At 71.4% G+C, this 19,192-nt stretch carries 17 protein-coding genes and 1 riboswitch; of the genes, 11 read left to right on the top strand and 6 right to left on the bottom strand.

Annotated features, from left to right (window positions below; genetic code table 11):
* Positions 1 to 33: 33 nt before the first annotated feature.
* From OG462_RS10010 to OG462_RS10000, 3 genes are all read right to left on the bottom strand, one after another.
* A complete protein-coding gene (locus OG462_RS10010) occupies positions 34 to 795 on the bottom strand; it encodes a DUF5995 family protein (RefSeq protein ID WP_406056522.1) in 762 nt (253 codons plus the stop codon).
* Positions 796 to 868: 73 nt separating this feature from the next.
* A complete protein-coding gene (locus OG462_RS10005) occupies positions 869 to 2,269 on the bottom strand; it encodes a uracil-xanthine permease family protein (protein WP_406056521.1) in 1,401 nt (466 codons plus the stop codon).
* Between the two features lie 108 nt (positions 2,270 to 2,377).
* Positions 2,378 to 3,601, bottom strand: coding sequence for an MFS transporter (locus OG462_RS10000; protein ID WP_406056519.1), 1,224 nt, complete (start codon positions 3,599 to 3,601; stop codon positions 2,378 to 2,380).
* Between the two features lie 126 nt (positions 3,602 to 3,727).
* On the opposite strand from OG462_RS10000, the gene OG462_RS09995 reads away from it, so the two are divergent.
* Positions 3,728 to 4,870 carry an ROK family transcriptional regulator gene (locus OG462_RS09995; RefSeq protein ID WP_406056517.1) on the top strand — a complete coding sequence of 381 codons (1,143 nt, stop codon included), beginning with the start codon at positions 3,728 to 3,730 and terminating at the stop codon, positions 4,868 to 4,870.
* Between the two features lie 72 nt (positions 4,871 to 4,942).
* On the opposite strand, the gene OG462_RS09990 is transcribed toward OG462_RS09995, so the two are convergent.
* The 3 genes from OG462_RS09990 to OG462_RS09980 form a co-directional block, all read right to left on the bottom strand.
* On the bottom strand, positions 4,943 to 6,346 hold the full coding sequence (locus tag OG462_RS09990) for a cellulase family glycosylhydrolase (RefSeq protein WP_406056515.1): 1,404 nt from the start codon (positions 6,344 to 6,346) through the stop codon (positions 4,943 to 4,945).
* Between the two features lie 359 nt (positions 6,347 to 6,705).
* The gene (locus tag OG462_RS09985) at positions 6,706 to 7,467 is read right to left on the bottom strand and encodes an SDR family oxidoreductase (protein WP_406056513.1); all 762 of its coding nucleotides are present in this window, start codon (positions 7,465 to 7,467) and stop codon (positions 6,706 to 6,708) included.
* A 167-nt stretch (positions 7,468 to 7,634) separates the two neighbouring features.
* Positions 7,635 to 10,016: a chitinase C-terminal domain-containing protein gene (locus OG462_RS09980; RefSeq protein WP_406056511.1), complete on the bottom strand. Its 2,382-nt coding sequence runs from the start codon at positions 10,014 to 10,016 to the stop codon at positions 7,635 to 7,637.
* Between the two features lie 242 nt (positions 10,017 to 10,258).
* Positions 10,259 to 10,388, top strand: a riboswitch (FMN riboswitch).
* 173 nt (positions 10,389 to 10,561) lie between these two features.
* Between OG462_RS09980 and ribD the strand changes: the two genes are divergently transcribed.
* The 10 genes from ribD (at position 10,562) to OG462_RS09930 (ending at position 19,163) form a co-directional block, all read left to right on the top strand.
* Positions 10,562 to 11,659, top strand: coding sequence for a bifunctional diaminohydroxyphosphoribosylaminopyrimidine deaminase/5-amino-6-(5-phosphoribosylamino)uracil reductase RibD (gene ribD / locus OG462_RS09975; RefSeq protein WP_406056509.1), 1,098 nt, complete (start codon positions 10,562 to 10,564; stop codon positions 11,657 to 11,659).
* Between the two features lie 2 nt (positions 11,660 to 11,661).
* Entirely contained in the window at positions 11,662 to 12,282 is a 621-nt protein-coding gene (locus tag OG462_RS09970; RefSeq protein ID WP_406056507.1) for a riboflavin synthase, read from the top strand.
* A 44-nt stretch (positions 12,283 to 12,326) separates the two neighbouring features.
* Positions 12,327 to 12,917, top strand: coding sequence for a nicotinamide riboside transporter PnuC (locus tag OG462_RS09965; RefSeq protein ID WP_406066452.1), 591 nt, complete (start codon positions 12,327 to 12,329; stop codon positions 12,915 to 12,917).
* Positions 12,914 to 14,191: a bifunctional 3,4-dihydroxy-2-butanone-4-phosphate synthase/GTP cyclohydrolase II gene (locus tag OG462_RS09960; protein WP_406056505.1), complete on the top strand. Its 1,278-nt coding sequence runs from the start codon at positions 12,914 to 12,916 to the stop codon at positions 14,189 to 14,191. The genes OG462_RS09965 and OG462_RS09960 overlap by 4 nt, the downstream gene beginning before the upstream one ends.
* Positions 14,192 to 14,221: 30 nt before the next feature.
* Positions 14,222 to 14,707, top strand: a complete 486-nt coding sequence (gene ribH, locus OG462_RS09955; protein ID WP_125665105.1) for a 6,7-dimethyl-8-ribityllumazine synthase — start codon at positions 14,222 to 14,224, stop codon at positions 14,705 to 14,707.
* Positions 14,708 to 14,742: 35 nt separating this feature from the next.
* Positions 14,743 to 15,024 carry a phosphoribosyl-ATP diphosphatase gene (locus OG462_RS09950; protein WP_055644610.1) on the top strand — a complete coding sequence of 94 codons (282 nt, stop codon included), beginning with the start codon at positions 14,743 to 14,745 and terminating at the stop codon, positions 15,022 to 15,024.
* Between the two features lie 66 nt (positions 15,025 to 15,090).
* Positions 15,091 to 15,939: an ATP phosphoribosyltransferase gene (gene hisG / locus OG462_RS09945; RefSeq protein WP_406056502.1), complete on the top strand. Its 849-nt coding sequence runs from the start codon at positions 15,091 to 15,093 to the stop codon at positions 15,937 to 15,939.
* 40 nt (positions 15,940 to 15,979) lie between these two features.
* Positions 15,980 to 16,435, top strand: a complete 456-nt coding sequence (locus tag OG462_RS09940; RefSeq protein ID WP_406056500.1) for a PH domain-containing protein — start codon at positions 15,980 to 15,982, stop codon at positions 16,433 to 16,435.
* Positions 16,436 to 16,749: 314 nt separating this feature from the next.
* The gene (locus OG462_RS09935) at positions 16,750 to 18,126 is read left to right on the top strand and encodes a hemolysin family protein (RefSeq protein ID WP_406056498.1); all 1,377 of its coding nucleotides are present in this window, start codon (positions 16,750 to 16,752) and stop codon (positions 18,124 to 18,126) included.
* The gene (locus tag OG462_RS09930) at positions 18,123 to 19,163 is read left to right on the top strand and encodes a hemolysin family protein (protein ID WP_406056496.1); all 1,041 of its coding nucleotides are present in this window, start codon (positions 18,123 to 18,125) and stop codon (positions 19,161 to 19,163) included. Before OG462_RS09935 ends, OG462_RS09930 begins: the two co-directional genes overlap by 4 nt.
* Positions 19,164 to 19,192 lie beyond the last annotated feature (29 nt).

Here is a 19,192-nt window from a genome sequence, read left to right as displayed (position 1 = left end):
AGGGGGTGTGCGGCCTGATCGGCAGGACACCACCTAGGGCCTGGTCAGGGGCGTGAGGAGCATCCGTCCCACCAGGCCCACCGAGCGGTCGAGGCGTTCCGTGAACTCCTCGGCCAGCTCGGGAAGGCCGCGCAGCTGCCACAGTGAGCGCGCCGCCAGCCAGGCCCCGTCGCGGGCCCGGTCGAGGCTCCAGCAGCCGAGCAGATGCGTCAGCGGGTCCGCGATCTCCAGGAGGTCCGGGCCCGGCATCAGTTCCTCCCGGATGCGCTCCTCCAGGAGGACGAGGATGTCGCCGACGCGGTCGAACTCGTCCTCCAGGTCGGCGGTTTCGCACTCCAGGATCCGGCAGGTGTCGACCACCGCGAGGGCCAGGTCGTGGCCGATGTGGGCGTTGATCCCGGCCAGCGCGAACTGCAGCGGCCGTACGCCGGGATGCCGCCGGTAGCGGAACAGGGGCCGCCAGCAGGCGGGGGAGGGGAGGCCGGTCGCGGCCGCGTCGACCGCGGCCAGATAGCGCTCGGCGAACCGTACGTCGAGGGTGGCGGCGGCCCGTCGGTCGCCGAAGCCGCCCGCCTCGATGGCGTGGCCGATCTCCTCGGTGACGGTCAGATAGACCCGGTTGAAGACGGCGACCCCGTCGGCGGGATGCCAGCCCGCGCGGAGCGCTCGCATCCGGTCCACCACGGGGTCGACGGCCAGGAACTGCCCGAGCTGCCGATCGATCTGATCGATCCGCTCGCTCTGCCCGGTGCGCCGGGTCTGCCAGGTCTGCCCGATCTGCTGGGTCTGCGCCATGCGGGCAGGCTCCCAGCCGCCGGGCCCGGGAGGGAACTCATCGGGCCCGGCTTACCCAGAACGGGCGAATCACTCAGTTCTTCGACAGCGGCTCGTCGCCGGACGTGCTCTCGTACGAGCTGGTGCCGGAGTCGAGCAGCGGCTCCTGCCCCTTGAGGTGGGCCGGGGCGAAGGCCCGCAGCACGTGGTAGCCGGTGATCACGACGATCGTGCCGAGCGCGATGCCGCCCAGCTCGAAGGTGTCCGTGAAGGTCAGCTTCACCCCGCCGACGCCGATGATGATGCCCGCGGCGGCCGGGACGAGGTTGAGCGGGTTGCGCAGGTCGACCTTGGCGTTGATCCAGATCTGGGCGCCGAGCAGGCCGATCATGCCGTACAGGATCACGGTGATGCCGCCGAGGACGCCGCCGGGGATGGCGGCGACGACCGCGCCGAACTTCGGGCAGAGGCCGAAGAGCAGGGCGAAGCCGGCGGCGGCCCAGTAGGCGGCCGTGGAGTAGACCCGGGTGGCGGCCATGACGCCGATGTTCTCCGAGTACGTGGTGTTCGGCGGGCCGCCCACGGCCGTCGACAGCATCGAGGCGGCGCCGTCGGCGGCGATCGCCGTGCCGAGCTGGTCGTCCAGCGGCGTGCCGGTCATCTCGCCGACGGCCTTGACGTGTCCGGCGTTCTCCGCGATCAGGGCGATGACGACGGGCAGCGCGACCAGGATCGCGGACCACTCGAAGCTCGGGCCGTGGAACGAGGGCAGACCGACCCAGTCGGCCTGGGAGACACCGGAGAGGTCGAGCCGCCAGTGGTCGGTGACCTGGCCGCTTGCGGACATCGAGTGGATCTTGCCGAAGACCAGGTCGAAGATCCACGAGATGCCGTAGCCGAAGATCAGGCCGAGGAAGATCGCGATCCGCGACCAGAAGCCGCGCAGACAGACGACGGCGAGCCCCGTGAACAGCATCACGAGGAGGGCCGTCCACTGGTCCTGCGGCCAGTACGTCGACGCGGTGACCGGGGCCAGGTTGAAGCCGATCAGCATGACGACCGCGCCGGTCACGATCGGCGGCATCGCCGCGTGGATGATCCGCGCGCCGAACTTCCTGACCGCGAGACCGGCGAGGAAGAGCACCGCTCCGACGACGAGGACCGCGCCGGTCACGGTGGCGCTGGTGCCGCCGGAGGCCCGGATGGCGGCGGCGACGCCGACGAAGGAGAGCGAGCAGCCCAGGTAGGAGGGGACGGTGCCGCGGGTCGCGAGGAGGAAGATCACGGTCGCGACACCGGACATCATGATCGCGAGGTTCGGGTCCAGACCCATGAGGACAGGGGCGACGAAGGACGCACCGAACATCGCGACCACGTGCTGGGCGCCGAGGCCGGCCGTACGGGGCCAGGAGAGCCGTTCGTCCGGGCGGACGACGGCTCCGGGAGCGGGTGTCTTCCCGTCGCCGTGCAAGGTCCAGCGCACGCCGAGGTTCATGAGGTGGCTCCCGTTCTCCGGTTCAGGCGGCCGTGTCATGACCGCAAAAGATCAGCCACATGGTATGCGCCGCCGAGGCCGGGGATGTTCGTCCGAGCCCGGGCCCGGCTACCCGACGGGGCCCGGGGTCTTCTCCGCAGCGGGCTTCGCCGTTGCCCCCTCCCGCCCGCCGGTCCCGCCGGACCGGAGGACGCCCGCGCCGAGTACCAGCCCCAGGGCGAGCAGGGTGACCAGGCCGAACGAGAAGACCAGCGAGGTCGCGTCGGCGATGCCGCCGATCGCCGAGGGGGCGATGAGCCCCGAGGTGTACGTGATGGTGGCGACGCCCGCGATGGCCTGGCTGGGGTTCGGGCCGCTGCGCCCGGCGGCGGCGAAGGCGAGCGGGACGACCACCGCGACCCCGAGGCCGATGAGACCGAATCCGGCCATGGCGACGGCGGCGTGCGGGGCGAGGACGACCAGGACCCCGCCGAGGGTGGCGACGGCGCCGCCGACCCGTACGGTACGGACCGCGCCGAAGCGGTCCACGACCCGGTCGCCGGCCAGGCGTGCGACGGTCATCGTCAGCGCGAAGGCGGTCGTGGAGGCGGCCGCGAGCCCGGCGGAGCTGCCGAGCTCGTCCCGGAGGTAGACGGCCGACCAGTCGAGGCTGGCGCCCTCCGCGAACACCGCGCAGAAGCCGATCGCGCCGATGATCAGCGCGGACTTCGGCGGTAGGGAGAAGCGTGGCGGCGGATCCTCGTCCGGGGTGCTGCGTACGTCGAGCACGCCCTGGCAGAAGGCGAGCCCGAGGGCGGTGAGGACCAGGGCCGCGATCAGGTGGTGGAGGCGGGCGTCGCCGCCGAGGTGGGCGGCGACCGTGCCGGCGGCGGAGCCGATGAGGGCGCCCGCGCTCCACATGCCGTGCAGGCTCGACATGATGGACTTGCCGAGTCGGTTCTCGGTCTCGACCCCGAGCGCGTTCATCGCCACGTCGGACATGCCCGCGGTGGCGCCGTACACGAAGAGCGCGGCGCACAGGCCCCAGATGTTGGGGGCGAGCGAGGGCAGCGTCAGGGCGAGCGTCCACAGGGTGAGCAGGCCGCGCAGCGCCGTGCGGGCGCCGAACCGGTGGGAGACGGCGCCGGCCAGCGGCATCGCGACGGAGGCGCCGAGGGCCGGGAAGGCGAGCGCGAGGCCGAGCTGTCCGGCGCTGACGCCCGCGTGCTCCTGGATCCAGGGGATGCGGGTGGCGAAGCTGCCGGTGACGGAGCCGTGGACGCAGAAGACGGCGGCGACGGCGAAGCGTGCCCGCCGCAGGCGATCGGTGCTGGTGACGGTCTCCGCCGCCATGGGCCCCTCCCTGGGTGGTGGTGTGGCGCTGTTGCGTGGTGTGGCGCGTAAACTATCAGGAACCCTGCCTGATAAATAGACCGCAGGGCGGCGTCCCCGCCGGAGCCCGTCTGAGAGGATCGCCGCATGGCCGCATCCCCGAGCACCGCACGAGCCATCAACGACCGGTTCGCCCTGCGACTGCTCCAGGACGAAGGCCCGTTGACGGCCACTCAGCTCAAGACCCTCACCGGACTCTCCCGGCCCACCGTCGCCGACCTCGTCGAGCGGCTCCAGGGCTCCGGGCTCGTCCATGTCGTGGGGGAGTCCGGAGCCGAGCGCCGGGGCCCCAACGCCAAGCTGTACGGACTCGTCGCCGACCGCGCGCACCTCGCCGCCCTCGACGTACGGACCCGATCGGTCTCCGTCACCGTCGCCGACCTGCTCGGCACCACCCTCGCCGAGGCGTCGGTGCCCGTCGGCGACGACAGCGACACCGGACCCGCCGTCGAGAAGGCGGTCACGCTCCTGGAGCGGACCGTGAAGGAGGCCGGCGCCGACCGGCTGCACAGCGTGGCCGTCGGCGCCCCCGGCCTCATCGACCCGGCCACCGGCGAACTCCGCGACTCCTCGGGCCTGCCCGCCTGGCACCGGCGGCTCGTCGGCGTCCTCCAGGAGCGGCTGCCCGCCCACGTCCTGGTCGAGAACGAGACCAACCTGGCTGCCGTCGCCGAGCTGCGCGAGGGCGCGGCCCGCGACCGCGAGGACTTCGTCCTGCTCTGGCTCGGCCAGGGCGTCGGCGCCGCCGTCGTCCTCGGCGGGCGGCTGCGCCGCGGGGCCTCCGGCGGCGCGGGCGAGATCGGATTCCTGCCCGTTCCCGGCACCTCGGGGCTCCCCTCGGCCACCGGCTGCGACGGCGGCTTCCACGAGCTGGCCTGCGCGGCGGCCGTCGAGCACCTGGCCGCCGCCCACGGTCTCGACCCGGCCGGAGCGCTCGCCTCGGGCCACGGCCCCTTCCTTGACGAGCTGGCCCGCCGTCTGGCCGTCGGCGCGGCGGCCGTCGCCTCCGTCCTGGATCCCGGCTGCGTCGTCCTCGCGGGGGAGACCGGCCACCAGGGCGGCCCCGAACTCGCGGCCCGGGTGGAGTCGGAACTGGCGGCGCTCTCCCCGCTCCGTACGGAGGTCCGCCCGACGGAGCTCGGCGGCGCGGCCGTCCTGCGCGGCGCGCTCCTCCTTGCCCGCGACGCGGCCCAGGACGCGCTCTTCGGCCCGCCGGCCACCGGGTTCTAGGGCCGGACCGGCGGGTCGGGGACGGCGTCGGCCACCCGCCCCGCCCGGGTGCTCAGTCGCCTCAGGCGCCGATCACCGTCGCGTCACGGTCACCTGCACGGTGTCCTGTCCCGGACGGGTGGTGAGCTGCAGCAGCCGGGCATCGGGTGACGACACGACGTCGGCGCCCTGGCTTTCGACCCGGTAGCCACCGGGGTAACTGCTCTGCGGCAGGAATACCTCGGTGCGGGCTCCCCGGGCGAACGGCTGACCGGAATCGGCGCGGCGGGCGCTGTACCGGAGGGTGAACGTCCCGGTCGTGCTGTCGTACTGCCACTGCTGCGGGGTACCCGCGACGGCACGTGGATAGGGCCGGACGATCGACGGGTCCATCAGATTGGGACCGGTCGGTGGCTCCTGGGGATGGCTGGGCGTCTGATCCTGGGGCTGGGACCAGAACATCCAGGAAGCCATGTTGGCGTCGAACCGATCGGTGAGAGCGGTCAGCTTCGCGGCATTCGTGGTCGCGCCGAATTCGGTCACCACCCCGACGACGCCCTCGGTGGCGGAGCGCTCCAGTCCGTTGGTCACACAGGTGTCGACCTGGCCGAGGCAGTAGTCGTGAAAACTCATCCCCGCCTTCGGATCGCCGGTCGGATTCGGCATCCAGTTCGGCGTGCCGAAGTCGTTGGTCAGGGACGGCTCGTAGAACAGCAGGTGGTTCCGGTCGACTCGGCGGATGGCGTTCATGACTTTCGCCTCGAACGGCGCGAGCACGCCGGTCTCGAACCGGGGACAGCCCTTCGGGAAGCAGGTCGGGTATTCCCAGCCGGGCCACGGCTCGTTGATCAGGTCGTAGCCCAGCACGTACGGCTGGTCCGTGAAGCGTTCTGCGACGTGCGCCCACATGGCCGCATAGTGTTCCTGCAGCCCCACGCCGTCGGGCGCGGCGCGGTCGCGCCAGAAGTTCGCCCACGTCTGGTTCTGCGCGGGGCTCGTGAAGTAGACCAGCGGAAAGCCCGGATTCGGCTTCACCGGGAACCCGTCGGCGTACGTCGCCCAGTCGGGGAACCCGCTCCAACTCGCGCCCACCGATTCGTTGAACGCGTCCTGATGGGAATCGACGAGGCTGTAGATGTGGTACCGGGCCAGCAATCGCTGGGTCTGCCTGATCTTCTCGATGTAGTCGTCGTCGTAGACGCCGGGCCGCGGCTCGACCGCCTTCCACGCGAAACCCAGCCGCACGGCGTTGAAACCGTTGTCTGCCAGGAACTTCGCGTCCTTCTCCCCGAAACCTCCCGCCGCGGGGAAGTACGGCGGCTTCTTGTAGACCATGTTCACGCCGTGCACGGTGACCACTCGGCCCTGGTCGTCGGTGAGCCAGCGGCCCGCGTGTCCCAGTTCGGGAGGCGCCGGTGTCGCCGCGGCCGGTGTGGTCAGTCCGAGTACCAGCATGGCCAATCCGAGACAGCGCGCCGTCGAGGACATGATGGTCATCGCGCAGAACCTTTCGACGAGCATGCGCCGGCATTTCCACGGCGCCGGCGGCGGGAGCGAGAAGCCGAACGCGGTCGAACCGCGATCGCGGCATTGACGCGGAAAAGCTATCCAGCCCCGTCCGGATCCGTCCGCGACACCCCGTTGAAGATCGCCGAGGGCGGCTGCCGTCACCCGAATGTCGTGCCCGCACCGTGTCGTGCCCGCACCGTGTCGTGCCCGCACCGTGTCGTGCCCGCACCATGGCGGGCACGACCATGGCCGTGCCCGCCATGGCCCTGCCGGCCGCTGTCGGCCGCTTCCGGGCCCGAAGGAACCGGCGACTCCGATGACGGAGAGGGGTTCGGCCCGGTGAGCCGCTATGCGCCCGCCGACTCTTCCGGTCCGCCGAACCGCCGCGCCAGGAACTCGTCGAACGTCACGCGGCCCACCGCGCGGTCCGGTGCCAGGTGCTCGCCGCGCCGCAGCCCACGGTAGGCCCCGCCCGGCAGCGGCACCTCGACGAGGCGGCGCCGGCGTCCGCTCGCCCGCAGATAGGAGTGGGCCAGCTCGACGAAGGTCCGGATCTCGGGGCCGCCCATGTCCTCCACCCGGCCCGCCGGCGGTCCCGCGGCCAGCGCGGCGAGGCGCGCGGCCGCCTCCGTGACCTCCAGCGGCTGGTCCCGTACCTCCTTGGGCAGCAGCATCACGGGCGGCTTGGCGAGGCCCTGGAGCAGCTGGAGGATCAGGTCGTGGAACTGGGTGGTGCGCAGCAGCGTCCAGCCGATGCCCGAGCCCTGGATCATGCGCTCCACCGCGTACTTGGTGCGGTAGTAGCCGAGCGGCACCCGGTCGACGCCGATGATCGAGATGTACAGGAGGTGCGGCACCCCGGCGCGCTGGGCGGCCTCGATGAGGATGCGGGCGGCGTCCTTGTCGCCGCGCATGATGTTGCTGCAGTGGACGATGGCGTCCGCCCCGTCGACCGCCCGGTCGAGCAGCGGCCCGCCCTGCCGCAGGTCGACCGCGTACGGCGGGGAGTGTCTGCTGAGGACCCGTACCTCGTGGCCGTCCGCGCGCAGCCGCTCGCAGACGGGCCGGCCGAGGGTTCCCGTGCCACCGGTCACCAGGATCGTGCTCATGTCTCAAGACTGACGGTCCCGGCCGCCCTCCGCACGTGCGGAACGCGGCCGGTCCGCACATGCGGAGCGCGCCGCGCCCCGGACAGGGGGGCGCGGCGCGGAGGGAGCCCGGCGGCGGCAAGGGCCGTGAAGTTCCGCCGCCGGGGGTCTCACAGGGTGGGACGGGGTCAGCAGGGACCGAGGTCCTTCCAGACGCCCCAGTCGCCGGTCGTGCCCGGCGTCTCGTTCTGGGTCCACCACTGGGCCTTGTACTTGCGGCCGTTGTGGGAGACCTCGTTGCCCGCGTTGTAGATGTTGCCGGCCACGTACGCCGGGACCGTGCCACAGCCGGTGGGCGGCGTCGTCGGAGGCGTGGTCGGGGGAGTGGTCGGCGGGGTCGTGGGCGGGGTGGTGGGAGGCGTGGTCGGCGGGGTGGTCGGCGGGGTCGTCGTGCCCGGCTCCACCACCGTCGTGCCGCGCGCCAGGTCACCGGCGAGGGCGTACGTCGTGCCGTTGATGTTCACCGTCCAGTTGGAGGGGGTGGACACCGGCAGGTAGTAGTTGAACGCCAGGTCGACCGTGGCGCCCGGGGCCAGCGACTGCCAGGCCGGGAGCTTCAGGGAGACGCGGTGGAAGTCGCCCTTCAGGCCGCCCACGTTGCTGCCCGTGTGGTCGCTGCTGATCACCTTCGTGCCGAAGCCCGACTGGTCGGAGGCGTTGGCCGGGGCCGAGGTCCCGTAGTCGAACTGGAACTCCGTGCCGCCCGGGAGCGCCGTCGCCGTGTTGTTGGTGATCTTGATCTTCGGGGTGATCGGGTAGTTCGAGTCGCCCAGCTTGAACTCGGTGAACTGCGCGTCGATCTTCACGGCCTGGGTCGGCAGGGTCGCGTTGGACTTCTTCGCGCCGTACGGGGTGGCCGCCTTGAACTTGTCGTACATCAGCGAGGTGAGCGTCGAGCCCATCTCGTACTGGCCCTTGGTGGCGTTCCAGGCGTAGTCGCCGGCCATCTCCCAGACCATCGTGCCGCCGATGCCCTTGTTGACCACGTAGTCGGCCTTGGCGGCCACCGACTGCTCGTCCTCGGTGGAGAGGAAGACCTTCTTCTGCGCGTTCCACAGCCACGGCGCGACCAGGGTCGAGTCGTACTTGCGGGCGTAGGTGCCGGTCAGGGTGGTGTTCGCCGGGAAGCCGTACTGCGTGACGTAGTCGCCGACGATCCCCTTCTCGAGGTTCTTGGCGTGCCACATCGGGTTGGAGCCGGCGGGCGACTCGACACCGTTGGTGTCCTTGTCGTGCCACAGGTTGTCGATGCCGACGGCGCCGTCACCGCACTTGGTAAGACCGGCTCCGGCCGGGCAGGTGGTCGCGGAGGCCTTGCCCCACAGACCGTCGGTGCCGCCCTGCACGTTCTTGTGGCCGCGGGTGTAGTAGGGCAGGCCGATGTTGATCCGGCCGGCCGGCATCGAGCCGCGGAAGTAGTGGTACGCCCAGTCGGTGTTGAGGTACCCGATGTTGCCGTACTGCGCCGAGCCGTAGACGTTGGCCGCGGCGAGCTCGCCGTCCTTGCCGTCGTCGAAGAGGGAGGCGTTGGGTCCGACGTACTCGTTCCAGGCACCGTGCAGGTCGTAGGACATGATGTTGACGTAGTCCAGATACTTCTGCATCTGGAAGGTCTCCATGCCCCGCAGCAGGTAGCCGGAGGAGGGGGCGGCGACGGTCAGCATGTAGTGCTTGCCGTCGGTGGCGCCTGCCGTGTCCAGCTTTTCGCGCAGGGACTTCATGAGGGCCGCGTAGCCCTGTACGAGTCCGGCGCGGCGCGCGTTGGCGAGCTGCCAGTCCAGCGGGTTTCCGGCGTCCTTCATGGTCGTCGGGTACTCGTAGTCGATGTCGACGCCGTTGAACCCGTACTTGCGGATGAAGTCGACGGCCGAGGCGGCGAAGGTGTCGATCCCGGCCTGGTTGACCGAACCGTCGGCGTTGGTGGCCATCGAGTAGAAGCCGCCGGAGTCGACCCGGTCACCGTTGTCCGCGAAGTAGCCGCCGGTCTCGGCCCAGCCGCCGACCGAGATGAGCGTCTTCACGTTCGGGTGCTGCTTCTTGAACTTGTTGAGCAGGTTGAAGTGGCCCTTGTAGGCGTACGCGGGGTCCATCTCGGCTCCGGCGACACCGGGCCAGGTCATCCCGGTGGCCGCGTTGTTCGGACCGTCCGCGCCGACGGAGAGCTTGTTGTCCCCGCCGATGTGGCCGAAGGCGTAGTTGATGTGGGTGATCTTCTCCCACGGGATGTCCTTGGCCAGGTACGCGGGCTGGCCGTTCTTGCCGTCGCGCCAGCCGGTGAAGTAGCCGATGACCCGGCGCTGGTGGTCCGCGCCCATCTTCTCGCGGCCCTCGGTGTCGTAGACCGAGCAGTACGGGACGTCGACGCCCGGGGTCTTGTAGAGCCCGTCGGGGCGACAGGACTCGTTGTCGGCCGCGTACGAGACGCCGCCGGAGAGCGAGCTGAGCAGCAGCCCGGCGACGGCTGCGCCGGAGGAGAGCAGCGAGGCTCTTTTCGCGGTGGGGGACAACACGATCGGTTCCTCCTGGGGAGGTGGAAAAACACAACGAACAAGGGGGTGGGTCGTGTTGGGCCCGTGGAGTGCGCACCCCGCCGGGCCGTTCCTAGGAGGTGACACGGAGATTAAGAGGACTAGACCAGTGCGTCAATAGGTCTGGACCATAGAAGAGTTCTGTGGGAGTCTGTGAGCCAGACCACAGGATCTCGGCCACATCGCTTCGCGCGGCTCGTGGCACACTGGCCCTGTATCAGCAGCAGCGCACTCCGGGGTCGGTGTAATTCCGAACCGGCGGTATAGTCCGCGACCCGTCCGCAGCCAGCGGCCGGTTGACCAGGTGAAATTCCTGGACCGACGGTGAAAGTCCGGATGGGAGGCAGTGCGCGGCGGGCGACCCCTGTCAGGGGTGTGCCGGCCGTACGTCCGCTGGTCGCCGTATCGACATCGATGTGGCGTACCCGGAGGACGCGGCCTCGGCGCACCCTGCGCGAAGTGTCGTTCCGCTCTCTGTCGTCATCGACAGGCCCCGGAGTCCGTGCCCGAAGAGGCAGGAGGACCCGGTGGCCCAGCAGGCCGACATCACCGCCATGCGACGCGCCGTCGAGCTCGCCGCACGCGGTCTCGGCGCCACCAGCCCCAACCCGGTCGTCGGATGCGTCATCACCGACGCCTCGGGCCACCAGATCGGCGAAGGCTTCCACCAGCGCGCCGGCGGCCCCCACGCCGAGGTCCACGCCCTGCGCGAGGCAGGCGTCCTCGCCCGCGGCGGCACCGCCTACGTCACCCTCGAACCCTGCAACCACACCGGCCGCACCGGACCCTGCGCCCAGGCCCTGATCGAGGCCGGGGTCGGCCGGGTCGTGTACGCGGTCGGCGACCCGAACCCGCAGGCCACCGGCGGTGCCGACACCCTGCGCGCCGCGGGCGTGGAGGTCGAGCAGGGCCTCCTGGAGGCCGAGGCCGAGGCGGTCAACATCGCCTGGCTCACCTCCGTACGCCAGGGCCGCCCCTTCGTCCGCTGGAAGTACGCCGCCACCCTCGACGGCCGGATCGCCGCCGCCGACGGCACCTCCCGCTGGATCACCTCCGCCGAGTCCCGCGCCGACGTCCACCGGCTGCGCGCCGAGGCCGACGCCGTCGTGGTCGGCTCCGGCACCGCCCGCGCGGACGACCCCCACCTGGCTGTACGGGGCATCGAAGGCGCCGTCCAGCCGCTCCGGGTCGTCGTCGACACCGAGGCGACCGCCGTCAAGCCCGGCGCCCGGGTCCTGGACGACGCGGCCCCGACCCTCATCGCGATCGCCGACGACGCCGAGACCTCGATCGGCGGCGCCGACGTCGTACGCCTCCCCAGGGCCGAGCACGGCCTGTCCGTACCCGCCCTCCTGGACGCCCTCCACGCGCGCGGCGTCCGCTCCGTCCTCCTCGAAGGCGGCCCCACCCTCGCGGGCGCCTTCGTCACCGCGGGCGCCGTCGACCAGGTCGTCGGCTACCTCGCCCCCGTACTCCTCGGCGCGGGCCCGAACGTCCTCGCCGACGCCGGAATCACCACCATCACCGAAGCGTTGCGGCTCGACATCACCGAGACCGCGCACATCGGATCCGACATCCGCATCACCGCCACCCCTCAGATCACCGCCACCCTCAAGGGAGCCTGACCGTGTTCACCGGAATCGTCGAAGAACTGGGCGAGGTCGTCGCCGTCGAGCAGCTGCAGGACGCCTCCCGCTTCCGGCTGCGCGGTCCCCTGGTCACGGAGGGCGCCCAGCACGGCGACTCCATCGCCGTCAACGGTGTCTGTCTCACGGTCGTCGAGTTCGGCGACGGCGAGTTCACCGCCGACGTCATGGCCGAGACCCTCAAGCGGTCCAGCCTCGGCGCCCTGGAGGTCGGCACCCGCGTCAACCTGGAGCGGCCCATGGCTGTCGGCGGCCGCCTCGGCGGTCACATCGTCCAGGGCCACGTGGACGGCACCGGCACGATCCTGGAGCGGACCCCGTCCGAGCACTGGGAACTCGTCAAGGTCGGCCTGCCCGTCCACCTCTCCCGGTACGTCGTCGAGAAGGGATCGATCACGGTCGACGGCGTCAGCCTCACCGTCGTGGAGGTCACCGACGACTGGTTCACCATCAGCCTCATCCCCACCACCCTCGACCTGACCACGCTCGGCATCAAGCAGTCCGGCGACCCGGTCAACCTCGAAGTGGACGTCATCGCCAAGTACGTCGAGCGGCTGCTCGGCCCCAACGCCGGACCCGACGCGGGGGAGACCGTCAAGTGAACTGGCTGAACTCCGAGGCCTTCACCGTCCTCGACCAGCACATCATGTGGTCCGACATGATCGGCAACACGATCGGACTCATAGCCCTCGCGCTCGGCTGGCGCCGCTCCATCCTCACCTGGCCCGCCCAGCTGCTCTCCGGCCTGATCCTCGTCGGCGCCTACGCCTCCGCCCACCTCTCCGGCGGCGTCGGCAAGCAGCTCCTCGTCATCGGCGTCGCCGCCTGGGGCTGGTGGCAGTGGAACCGGGGCAGGCAGCAGGCCCAGGACGGCTCCATCGCCGTCCGCTTCGCCAGCTGGAAGGAGCGCGGACTGCTCCTCGCCGGCGCGGTGCTCGGCACCCTCGCCGTCGGCGGCCTCTTCACCCTCTACCCGTCGCTCTCCTGGAGCCCGTGGGCCGACGCGTACATCTTCGTCGGCACCCTCGTCGCGATGATCGCCCAGGCCCGTGGCCTGGTCGAATTCTGGTTCGCCTGGCTCCTCGTCGACCTCGTCGGCGTCCCGCTCGCCTTCAACAGCGGCCTCGCCTTCTCCGGCCTGGTCTACGTCATCTACTTCGCCCTCGTCATCTGGGGCATGCGCGACTGGTGGCTCCGGACGCGTACGACCTCCGCTCTGGAAGGAGCCGCGGCATGAACGCACTGCCCCTCTGGGACGCCACCGACCTCGCCCTCGACCCCGTCGAACAGGCCATCCGCGACATCGCCGCCGGCCGCCCCGTCGTGGTCGTCGACGACGAGGACCGCGAGAACGAGGGCGACCTCGTCATCGCCGCCGAGAAGGCCACCCCCGAGGTCGTCGCCTTCATGATGAGCGAGTGCCGCGGCCTCATCTGCGCCCCGATGGAGAACGACGAGCTGGAGCGCCTCCAGCTCCCGCAGATGGTCGAGCACAACACCGAGTCGATGCGCACGGCCTTCACGGTCTCCGTCGACGCGGCCCCCGCCCACGGCGTCACCACCGGCATCTCCGCCGCCGACCGCGCCACCACCCTGCGGATGCTCGCCGGCGGCAACCACGAGCCCTCGGACTTCGTGCGGCCGGGCCACATCTTCCCGCTCCGCGCCAAGGCCGGCGGCGTCCTCGCCCGCAACGGCCACACCGAGGCCGCCGTCGACCTCGCCCGCCTCGCGGGCCTCCGGCCGGCCGGCGCGATCGTCGAGATCGCCGGCGAGGACGGCGTCATGCTGCGCCTCCCCGAGCTGGTCCCCTTCGCCCGCAAGCACGGCCTCACGATCATCTCCATCGAGGACCTGATCGCCTACCGGCGCTCGGCCGAGCCGACCGTCCGCCGCGAGGCCGAGGTCCAGCTCCCCACCGCGCACGGCGACTTCACCGCGTACGGCTACCGATCCACCGTGGACGGCGTCGAGCACGTCGCCCTCGTCCACGGCGAGATCGGCGACGGCGAGGACGTCCTGGTCCGGGTCCACTCCGAGTGCCTGACCGGCGACATCTTCCACTCGCTGCGCTGCGACTGCGGCCCCCAGCTGCAGGCCTCCATGGACCGCATCACCGAGGCGGGCCGCGGTGTCGTCGTCTACCTCCGGGGCCACGAGGGCCGGGGCATCGGCCTGCTGTCCAAGCTCCGCGCGTACGAGCTCCAGGAGCGCGGCCGCGACACCCTCGACGCCAACCTGGAACTCGGGCTCCCCGCCGACGCCCGCGACTACGCGGCCGGCGCCCAGATCCTCGTCGACCTCGGCGTCCGGAGCCTGCGCCTGATGACCAACAACCCCGACAAGATCGACGCCCTGACCCGGCACGGCCTCACGGTCGAGGGCCGCGAGCCCATGCCGGTCACGGCCGGCGAGCACAACCTCCGCTACCTGCGCACCAAGCGTGACCGGATGGGCCACGACCTGCCCTGGCTGGACGGCTCCCCGGCCTCCACCTGCGGCAACCAGTAAATCCTTCATTCGTACGGTTCAAGGAGAGACATGAGCGGCAAGGGCGCACCCGTCCTCAGCGTGAAGAACTGCGGCGACCTGCGGGTCGCGGTCATCGCGGCCCAGTGGCACGAGAAGATCATGGACGGTCTCGTCGACGGCGCCCTGCGCGCCCTGAGCGAGCTCGGCATCGACGAGCCGACCCTCCTCCGGGTCCCCGGCAGCTTCGAGCTCCCGGTCGTGGCGAAGGTCCTCGCGGGTCGCGGCTACGATGCCATCGTGGCGCTCGGCGTCGTCATCCGCGGCGGAACGCCGCACTTCGAGTACGTGTGCCAGGGCGTCACCCACGGCCTCACCCAGGTCTCGATCGACACCGGCGTACCCGTCGGATTCGGCGTCCTCACCGTCGACACCGAGGAGCAGGCCCTCGACCGGGCCGGCCTCGAAGGATCCAGCGAGGACAAGGGCCACGAGGCCGTCACCGCCGCCGTCGCCACCGCGACCACGCTGCGCACGGTGAGCGAACCCTGGCGCTGATGACGCGACCCTTACCCCGTACTCTTAGGACCATCATGGCGAACGGAACCCGTAAAAGCTTCGAAGAGCTCTTCGCCGAGCTCAAGCTCAAGGCCGAGACCGGCGACCCGGCCACCTCCCGCACCGCGGAACTGGTGGACAAGGGCGTCCATGCCATCGGCAAGAAGGTCGTCGAAGAGGCCGCCGAGGTCTGGATGGCCGCCGAGTACGAGGGCAAGGAAGCGGCCGCCGAGGAGATCTCGCAGCTGCTGTACCACGTCCAGGTGATGATGGTCGCCCGCGGGATCTCGCTCGACGACGTATACGCCCACCTCTGAGCACACCCCTCCGGGCACCCACCGACCCGGACTCCCCACCACTCCCAGGCAAAGGAAGCTCACCCCATGCTGCGCATCGCCGTTCCCAACAAGGGTTCCCTCTCCGGACCTGCGTCGGCAATGCTCCATGAGGCCGGCTACCGCCAGCGCAAGGAGTCCAAGGAGCTCGTGGTCATCGACCCCGACAACGAGGTCGAGTTCTTCTACCTGCGCCCGAAGGACATCGCGATCTACGTCGCCTCCGGGAAGCTGGACATCGGCATCACCGGCCGTGACCTGCTCCTGGACTCCGGCGCCAGCGCCGAGGAGATCCTCGCGCTGAACTTCGGCCGCTCCACCTTCCGGTACGCCACCCGCCCGGGCACCGCGAACGGTCCCGAGGACTTCGGCGGCATGACGATCGCCACCTCCTACGAGGGCATCGTCGCCAAGCACCTCGCCGACCAGGGCATCGACGCCTCCGTCGTGCACCTGGACGGCGCCGTCGAGACCGCGATCCAGCTGGGCGTCGCCCAGGTCATCGCGGACGTCGTCGAGACCGGCACCAGCCTGCGCAACGCCGGTCTGGAGGTCATCGGCGAGCCGATCCTGACCTCCGAGGCCGTCGTGGTCCGCCGCCACGGCGCCGCGGACGACAACCCGCAGGTCCAGCAGTTCCTGCGCCGCCTCCAGGGCGTCCTCGTCGCCCGCTCGTACGTGATGATGGACTACGACTGCCGCGCCGAGCACCTGGAGCAGGCCGTCGCCCTCACCCCGGGCCTGGAGTCGCCGACCGTCTCCCCGCTGCACAACGAGGGCTGGGTCGCGGTCCGCGCGATGGTCCCCGCCAAGGAGGCGCAGCGGATCATGGACGACCTGTACGAGATCGGTGCCCGCGCCATCCTCACCACCGCCATCCACGCCTGCCGCCTCTGACGGCACGGACCGCCCGCACCGAAGGCCCCGAGGAACCCCGATGTCCCACACCCAGACGCCGGTCCTGCCGGTCACCTTCCGTCCCGGGCGCACCCGAGCCGTCCTGATCACGATGAGTGTCGTGATCTTCGTCGTCATCGCCGTCGTCGCGCTGATGCTGGAGCGGCTCGGTCCGGGGGAGCGGGCCAGCTTCTTCTTCACCGCCGCGCTGATCTCCGGGGCTCTCGTGCTGCTGAGCCGCCCCAAGGTCGTCGCCGACGACGAGGGCGTCACGGTCGTCAACATCACCCGGACCCGGCGGCTTGCCTGGGCGGAGATCCTCAAGGTCAACCTGCGCCCCGGCGACCCCTGGGTCTTCCTCGACCTGAGCGACGGCACCAGCCTGGCCGCGCTCGGCATCCAGCCGGGCATCGCCAAGGAAGCGGCGATCCGGGACGCCCGCGCCCTGCGGGCCCTGGCGGACAGTCATGGCACGGGCACGGAGCAGACGGCCTGACGAGCGGGCGGTCCTTCGAGGCCGCCTGACGAGCGGGCGGTCTTTCGAGACGGCCTGACGAGCGGGCGGCCCGACCCCCGGCCGGGATCCGGGTGGACCCCGATCCATCCCCCATCCGGGGCCGACCCCCTGCCCCTCGGGGCCTTCGCGTGACTACTCTGGAGGCGGTGGTGCCGAGCGGCACCACCGCCTCGCGTGTGCAGGGCCGCGGTCGCGGCCCGCGAGGCCACCCTTCGACCCGAGGAGTGACTCCCTCCAGCAATGGACGGATCATCCGGTAGTACCTGCGCCGCCCCCTCCCAGGAGGCGGCGGCATGATCATCTCCCTTCTGCTGCTCGTCGCGGCCTTCGTCCTGATCCTCGCCAACGGCTTCTTCGTGGCCGCCGAGTTCGGTCTCGTGACCGTCGAGCGCGCCGAGGCCGAGCGGGCCGCGGCCGCCGGCGACCGGCGCGCCCGCACCGTCGTCACCGCCCTGCGCGAGCTGTCCTTCCAGCTCTCCGGCACCCAGCTGGGCATCACGATCACCTCCCTCGTCGTCGGCATGCTCGCCGAGCCCGCGCTCGCCGGACTGCTGCACGGACCGCTCACCGCGACGGGACTGCCCGCCGGGGCCGTCTCCGGTATCTCGGTGGTGATCGGGATGCTGCTCGCCTCCGCCGTCCAGATGGTGGTCGGCGAGCTCGTACCGAAGAACTGGGCGGTCTCCCGGCCGCTCCAGGTGGCCCGCTTCGTGGCCACCCCGCAGCGCCACTTCTCCAGCCTCTTCCGGCCGGTGATCTCCCTGCTCAACCGGGTCGCGAACCGGCTGGTGCGGCTCCTGGGCGTCGAGCCCACCGAGGAGCTGGACTCGGTCCGCACCCCCGGCGAACTGGTCTCCCTGGCCCGGCACTCCGCCCTGGCCGGCGCCCTCGAACAGGACACCGCCGACCTCTTCGTACGGACGCTGTCCCTCGGCGGCCTCACCGCCGAGCAGGTCATGACCCCGCGCGTGAAGGTGAGCGCCCTCCAATGGGACGCCACCGCGGCCGACGTCCTCAACCTCACGCGGGCCACCGGCCTCTCGCGCTTCCCCGTCTACCGCGACCGCATCGACGAGATCGTCGGCATGGTCCACCTCAAGGACGCGCTCGCCGTCGCCCCGCACGCCCGGCTGCGCACCCCCGTCGGCCGGATCGCCGTTCCCCCGCTCCTCGTGCCCGAGACGCTGCCCGCCCAGACCCTTCTGGAGCGGCTGCGCCGGGAGCAGCCGATCGCGGTGGTCGTCGACGAGTACGGCGGCACGGCCGGTGTCGTCACCCTGGAGGACATCGTCGAGGAACTCGTCGGCGAGGTCCGCGACGAGCACGACACGGTGGCCGACGGACGGCCCGAACTGGCCGCCGCCCCCGCCGAGGACGGCCGGCCCGCCTGGGAGGCCGACGGCTCCTGCCGGGTCCACACCCTGCGCCGGATAGGCCTCGACGTGCCCGACGGGCCGTACGAGACCGTCGCCGGGCTCGTCGCCGATCTCCTCGGACGCATCCCCGCCCCCGGCGACCGGGCCGAACTTCCCGGCTGGCGGCTCTCGGTGCACCAGGTCGACCGTTACCGCGCCGAGCGCGTAAAGATCGTCCGGACGGACCCGGCGCCGGATCCGGTTTCCGGCCACCCGGACGTGCCCGTTCCCGTGGCGGCGGAGGCGGTCCGATGAGCACCCTTCCGCTGCTCTTCGCCGTCCTCCTCGTCCTGGCCAACGGCTTCTTCGTCGGGGCCGAGTTCGCGCTCGTCTCCGTCCGCCGCAGTCAGATCGAACCGCTCGGCGGCGCCCGTGCCAAGCAGGTCCTGCACGGTCTGGAGAACCTGCCGCAGATGATGGCGGCCGCCCAGTTCGGCATCACCGTCTGCTCGCTGACGCTCGGCGCCGTCGCCGAGCCGACCGTGGCCCGTCTCCTCGAACCCGTCTTCCACACGGTCGGGGTCCCGGAGGGGCTCATCCACCCGCTCGGCTATGTCATCGCCCTCGCCGCGGTCGTCTTCCTCCACCTCGTCATCGGCGAGATGGTCCCGAAGAACCTGGCGATGGCCGCGCCCGAGCGGACCGCGCTCTGGCTCGCCCCCGGCCTGGTCGGCTTCGCCCGGCTCTGCCGGCCCGTGACGGCCGCGCTCGGCGCCTGTGCCCGGCTGGTCCTGCGGGCCTTCGACGTCGAGCCCAAGGACGAGGTGGAGGCGGTCTTCACCCGCGCCCAGCTCGGCCGGCTCGTCGAGGACGCCGGCCAGGCGGGGCTGCTCGACCCGGCCGAGCAGGAGCGCCTGGAGGACGCCCTCGAACTGGGCACCCGCCCGGTGACGGACGTTCTCATCGGCCCGGCCTCCCTGGTCACGGTCCCGCCGACGGTCACCCCGCGCGAGATCGAGGAGCTGACCGTGCGCACCGGGTACTCGCGCTTCCCGGTCCGGTCCGGGGCGGGCGCCACCTTCATGGGCTTCGTCCACGTGAAGGACGTCCTCGACCTGGAGGAACGGGAGCGGGCGGTGCCCCAGCGGCTGTGGCGGCCGATGGCGACGCTCCGCGCCGAACTTCCCCTCGACGACGCCCTCACCGTGATGCGCCGCGCCGCGACGCATCTGGCGCAGGTCGCCGACGGCTCGGGCCGGGTGCTCGGCCTGGTCGCCCTGGAGGACGTCCTGGAGATGCTGGTGGGCGAGGTCCGCGACCCCGCGCACCGGGTGAGGACGGTGGCGGTCTAGGGAGCGTCCGGTGGATCCGCCCTCGGCCC

Source organism: Streptomyces sp. NBC_01077, from assembly GCF_045162855.1.
In the GTDB taxonomy this organism is placed as follows: Bacteria; Actinomycetota; Actinomycetes; order Streptomycetales; family Streptomycetaceae; genus Streptomyces.
Note: the sequence above shows the minus strand (reverse complement) of the source record. Positions and strands in the feature narration are given on the sequence as shown.

Bases quoted from the DNA above. Each gene is read 5' to 3' on its own strand.
- OG462_RS09990 (WP_406056515.1), bottom strand. From the start codon at position 6,346: ATGACCATCATGTCCTCGACGGCGCGCTGTCTCGGATTGGCCATGCTG.
- OG462_RS10000 (WP_406056519.1), bottom strand. From the start codon at position 3,601: ATGGCGGCGGAGACCGTCACCAGCACCGATCGCCTGCGGCGGGCACGC.
- ribH (WP_125665105.1), top strand. From the start codon at position 14,222: ATGAGCGGCAAGGGCGCACCCGTCCTCAGCGTGAAGAACTGCGGCGAC.
- hisG (WP_406056502.1), top strand. From the start codon at position 15,091: ATGCTGCGCATCGCCGTTCCCAACAAGGGTTCCCTCTCCGGACCTGCG.
- OG462_RS09930 (WP_406056496.1), top strand. From the start codon at position 18,123: ATGAGCACCCTTCCGCTGCTCTTCGCCGTCCTCCTCGTCCTGGCCAAC.
- OG462_RS10005 (WP_406056521.1), bottom strand. From the start codon at position 2,269: ATGAACCTCGGCGTGCGCTGGACCTTGCACGGCGACGGGAAGACACCC.
- OG462_RS09935 (WP_406056498.1), top strand. From the start codon at position 16,750: ATGATCATCTCCCTTCTGCTGCTCGTCGCGGCCTTCGTCCTGATCCTC.
- OG462_RS09985 (WP_406056513.1), bottom strand. From the start codon at position 7,467: ATGAGCACGATCCTGGTGACCGGTGGCACGGGAACCCTCGGCCGGCCC.
- OG462_RS09940 (WP_406056500.1), top strand. From the start codon at position 15,980: ATGTCCCACACCCAGACGCCGGTCCTGCCGGTCACCTTCCGTCCCGGG.
- OG462_RS09995 (WP_406056517.1), top strand. From the start codon at position 3,728: ATGGCCGCATCCCCGAGCACCGCACGAGCCATCAACGACCGGTTCGCC.
- OG462_RS09960 (WP_406056505.1), top strand. From the start codon at position 12,914: ATGAACGCACTGCCCCTCTGGGACGCCACCGACCTCGCCCTCGACCCC.
- OG462_RS09950 (WP_055644610.1), top strand. From the start codon at position 14,743: ATGGCGAACGGAACCCGTAAAAGCTTCGAAGAGCTCTTCGCCGAGCTC.
- OG462_RS09965 (WP_406066452.1), top strand. From the start codon at position 12,327: ATGTGGTCCGACATGATCGGCAACACGATCGGACTCATAGCCCTCGCG.
- OG462_RS10010 (WP_406056522.1), bottom strand. From the start codon at position 795: ATGGCGCAGACCCAGCAGATCGGGCAGACCTGGCAGACCCGGCGCACC.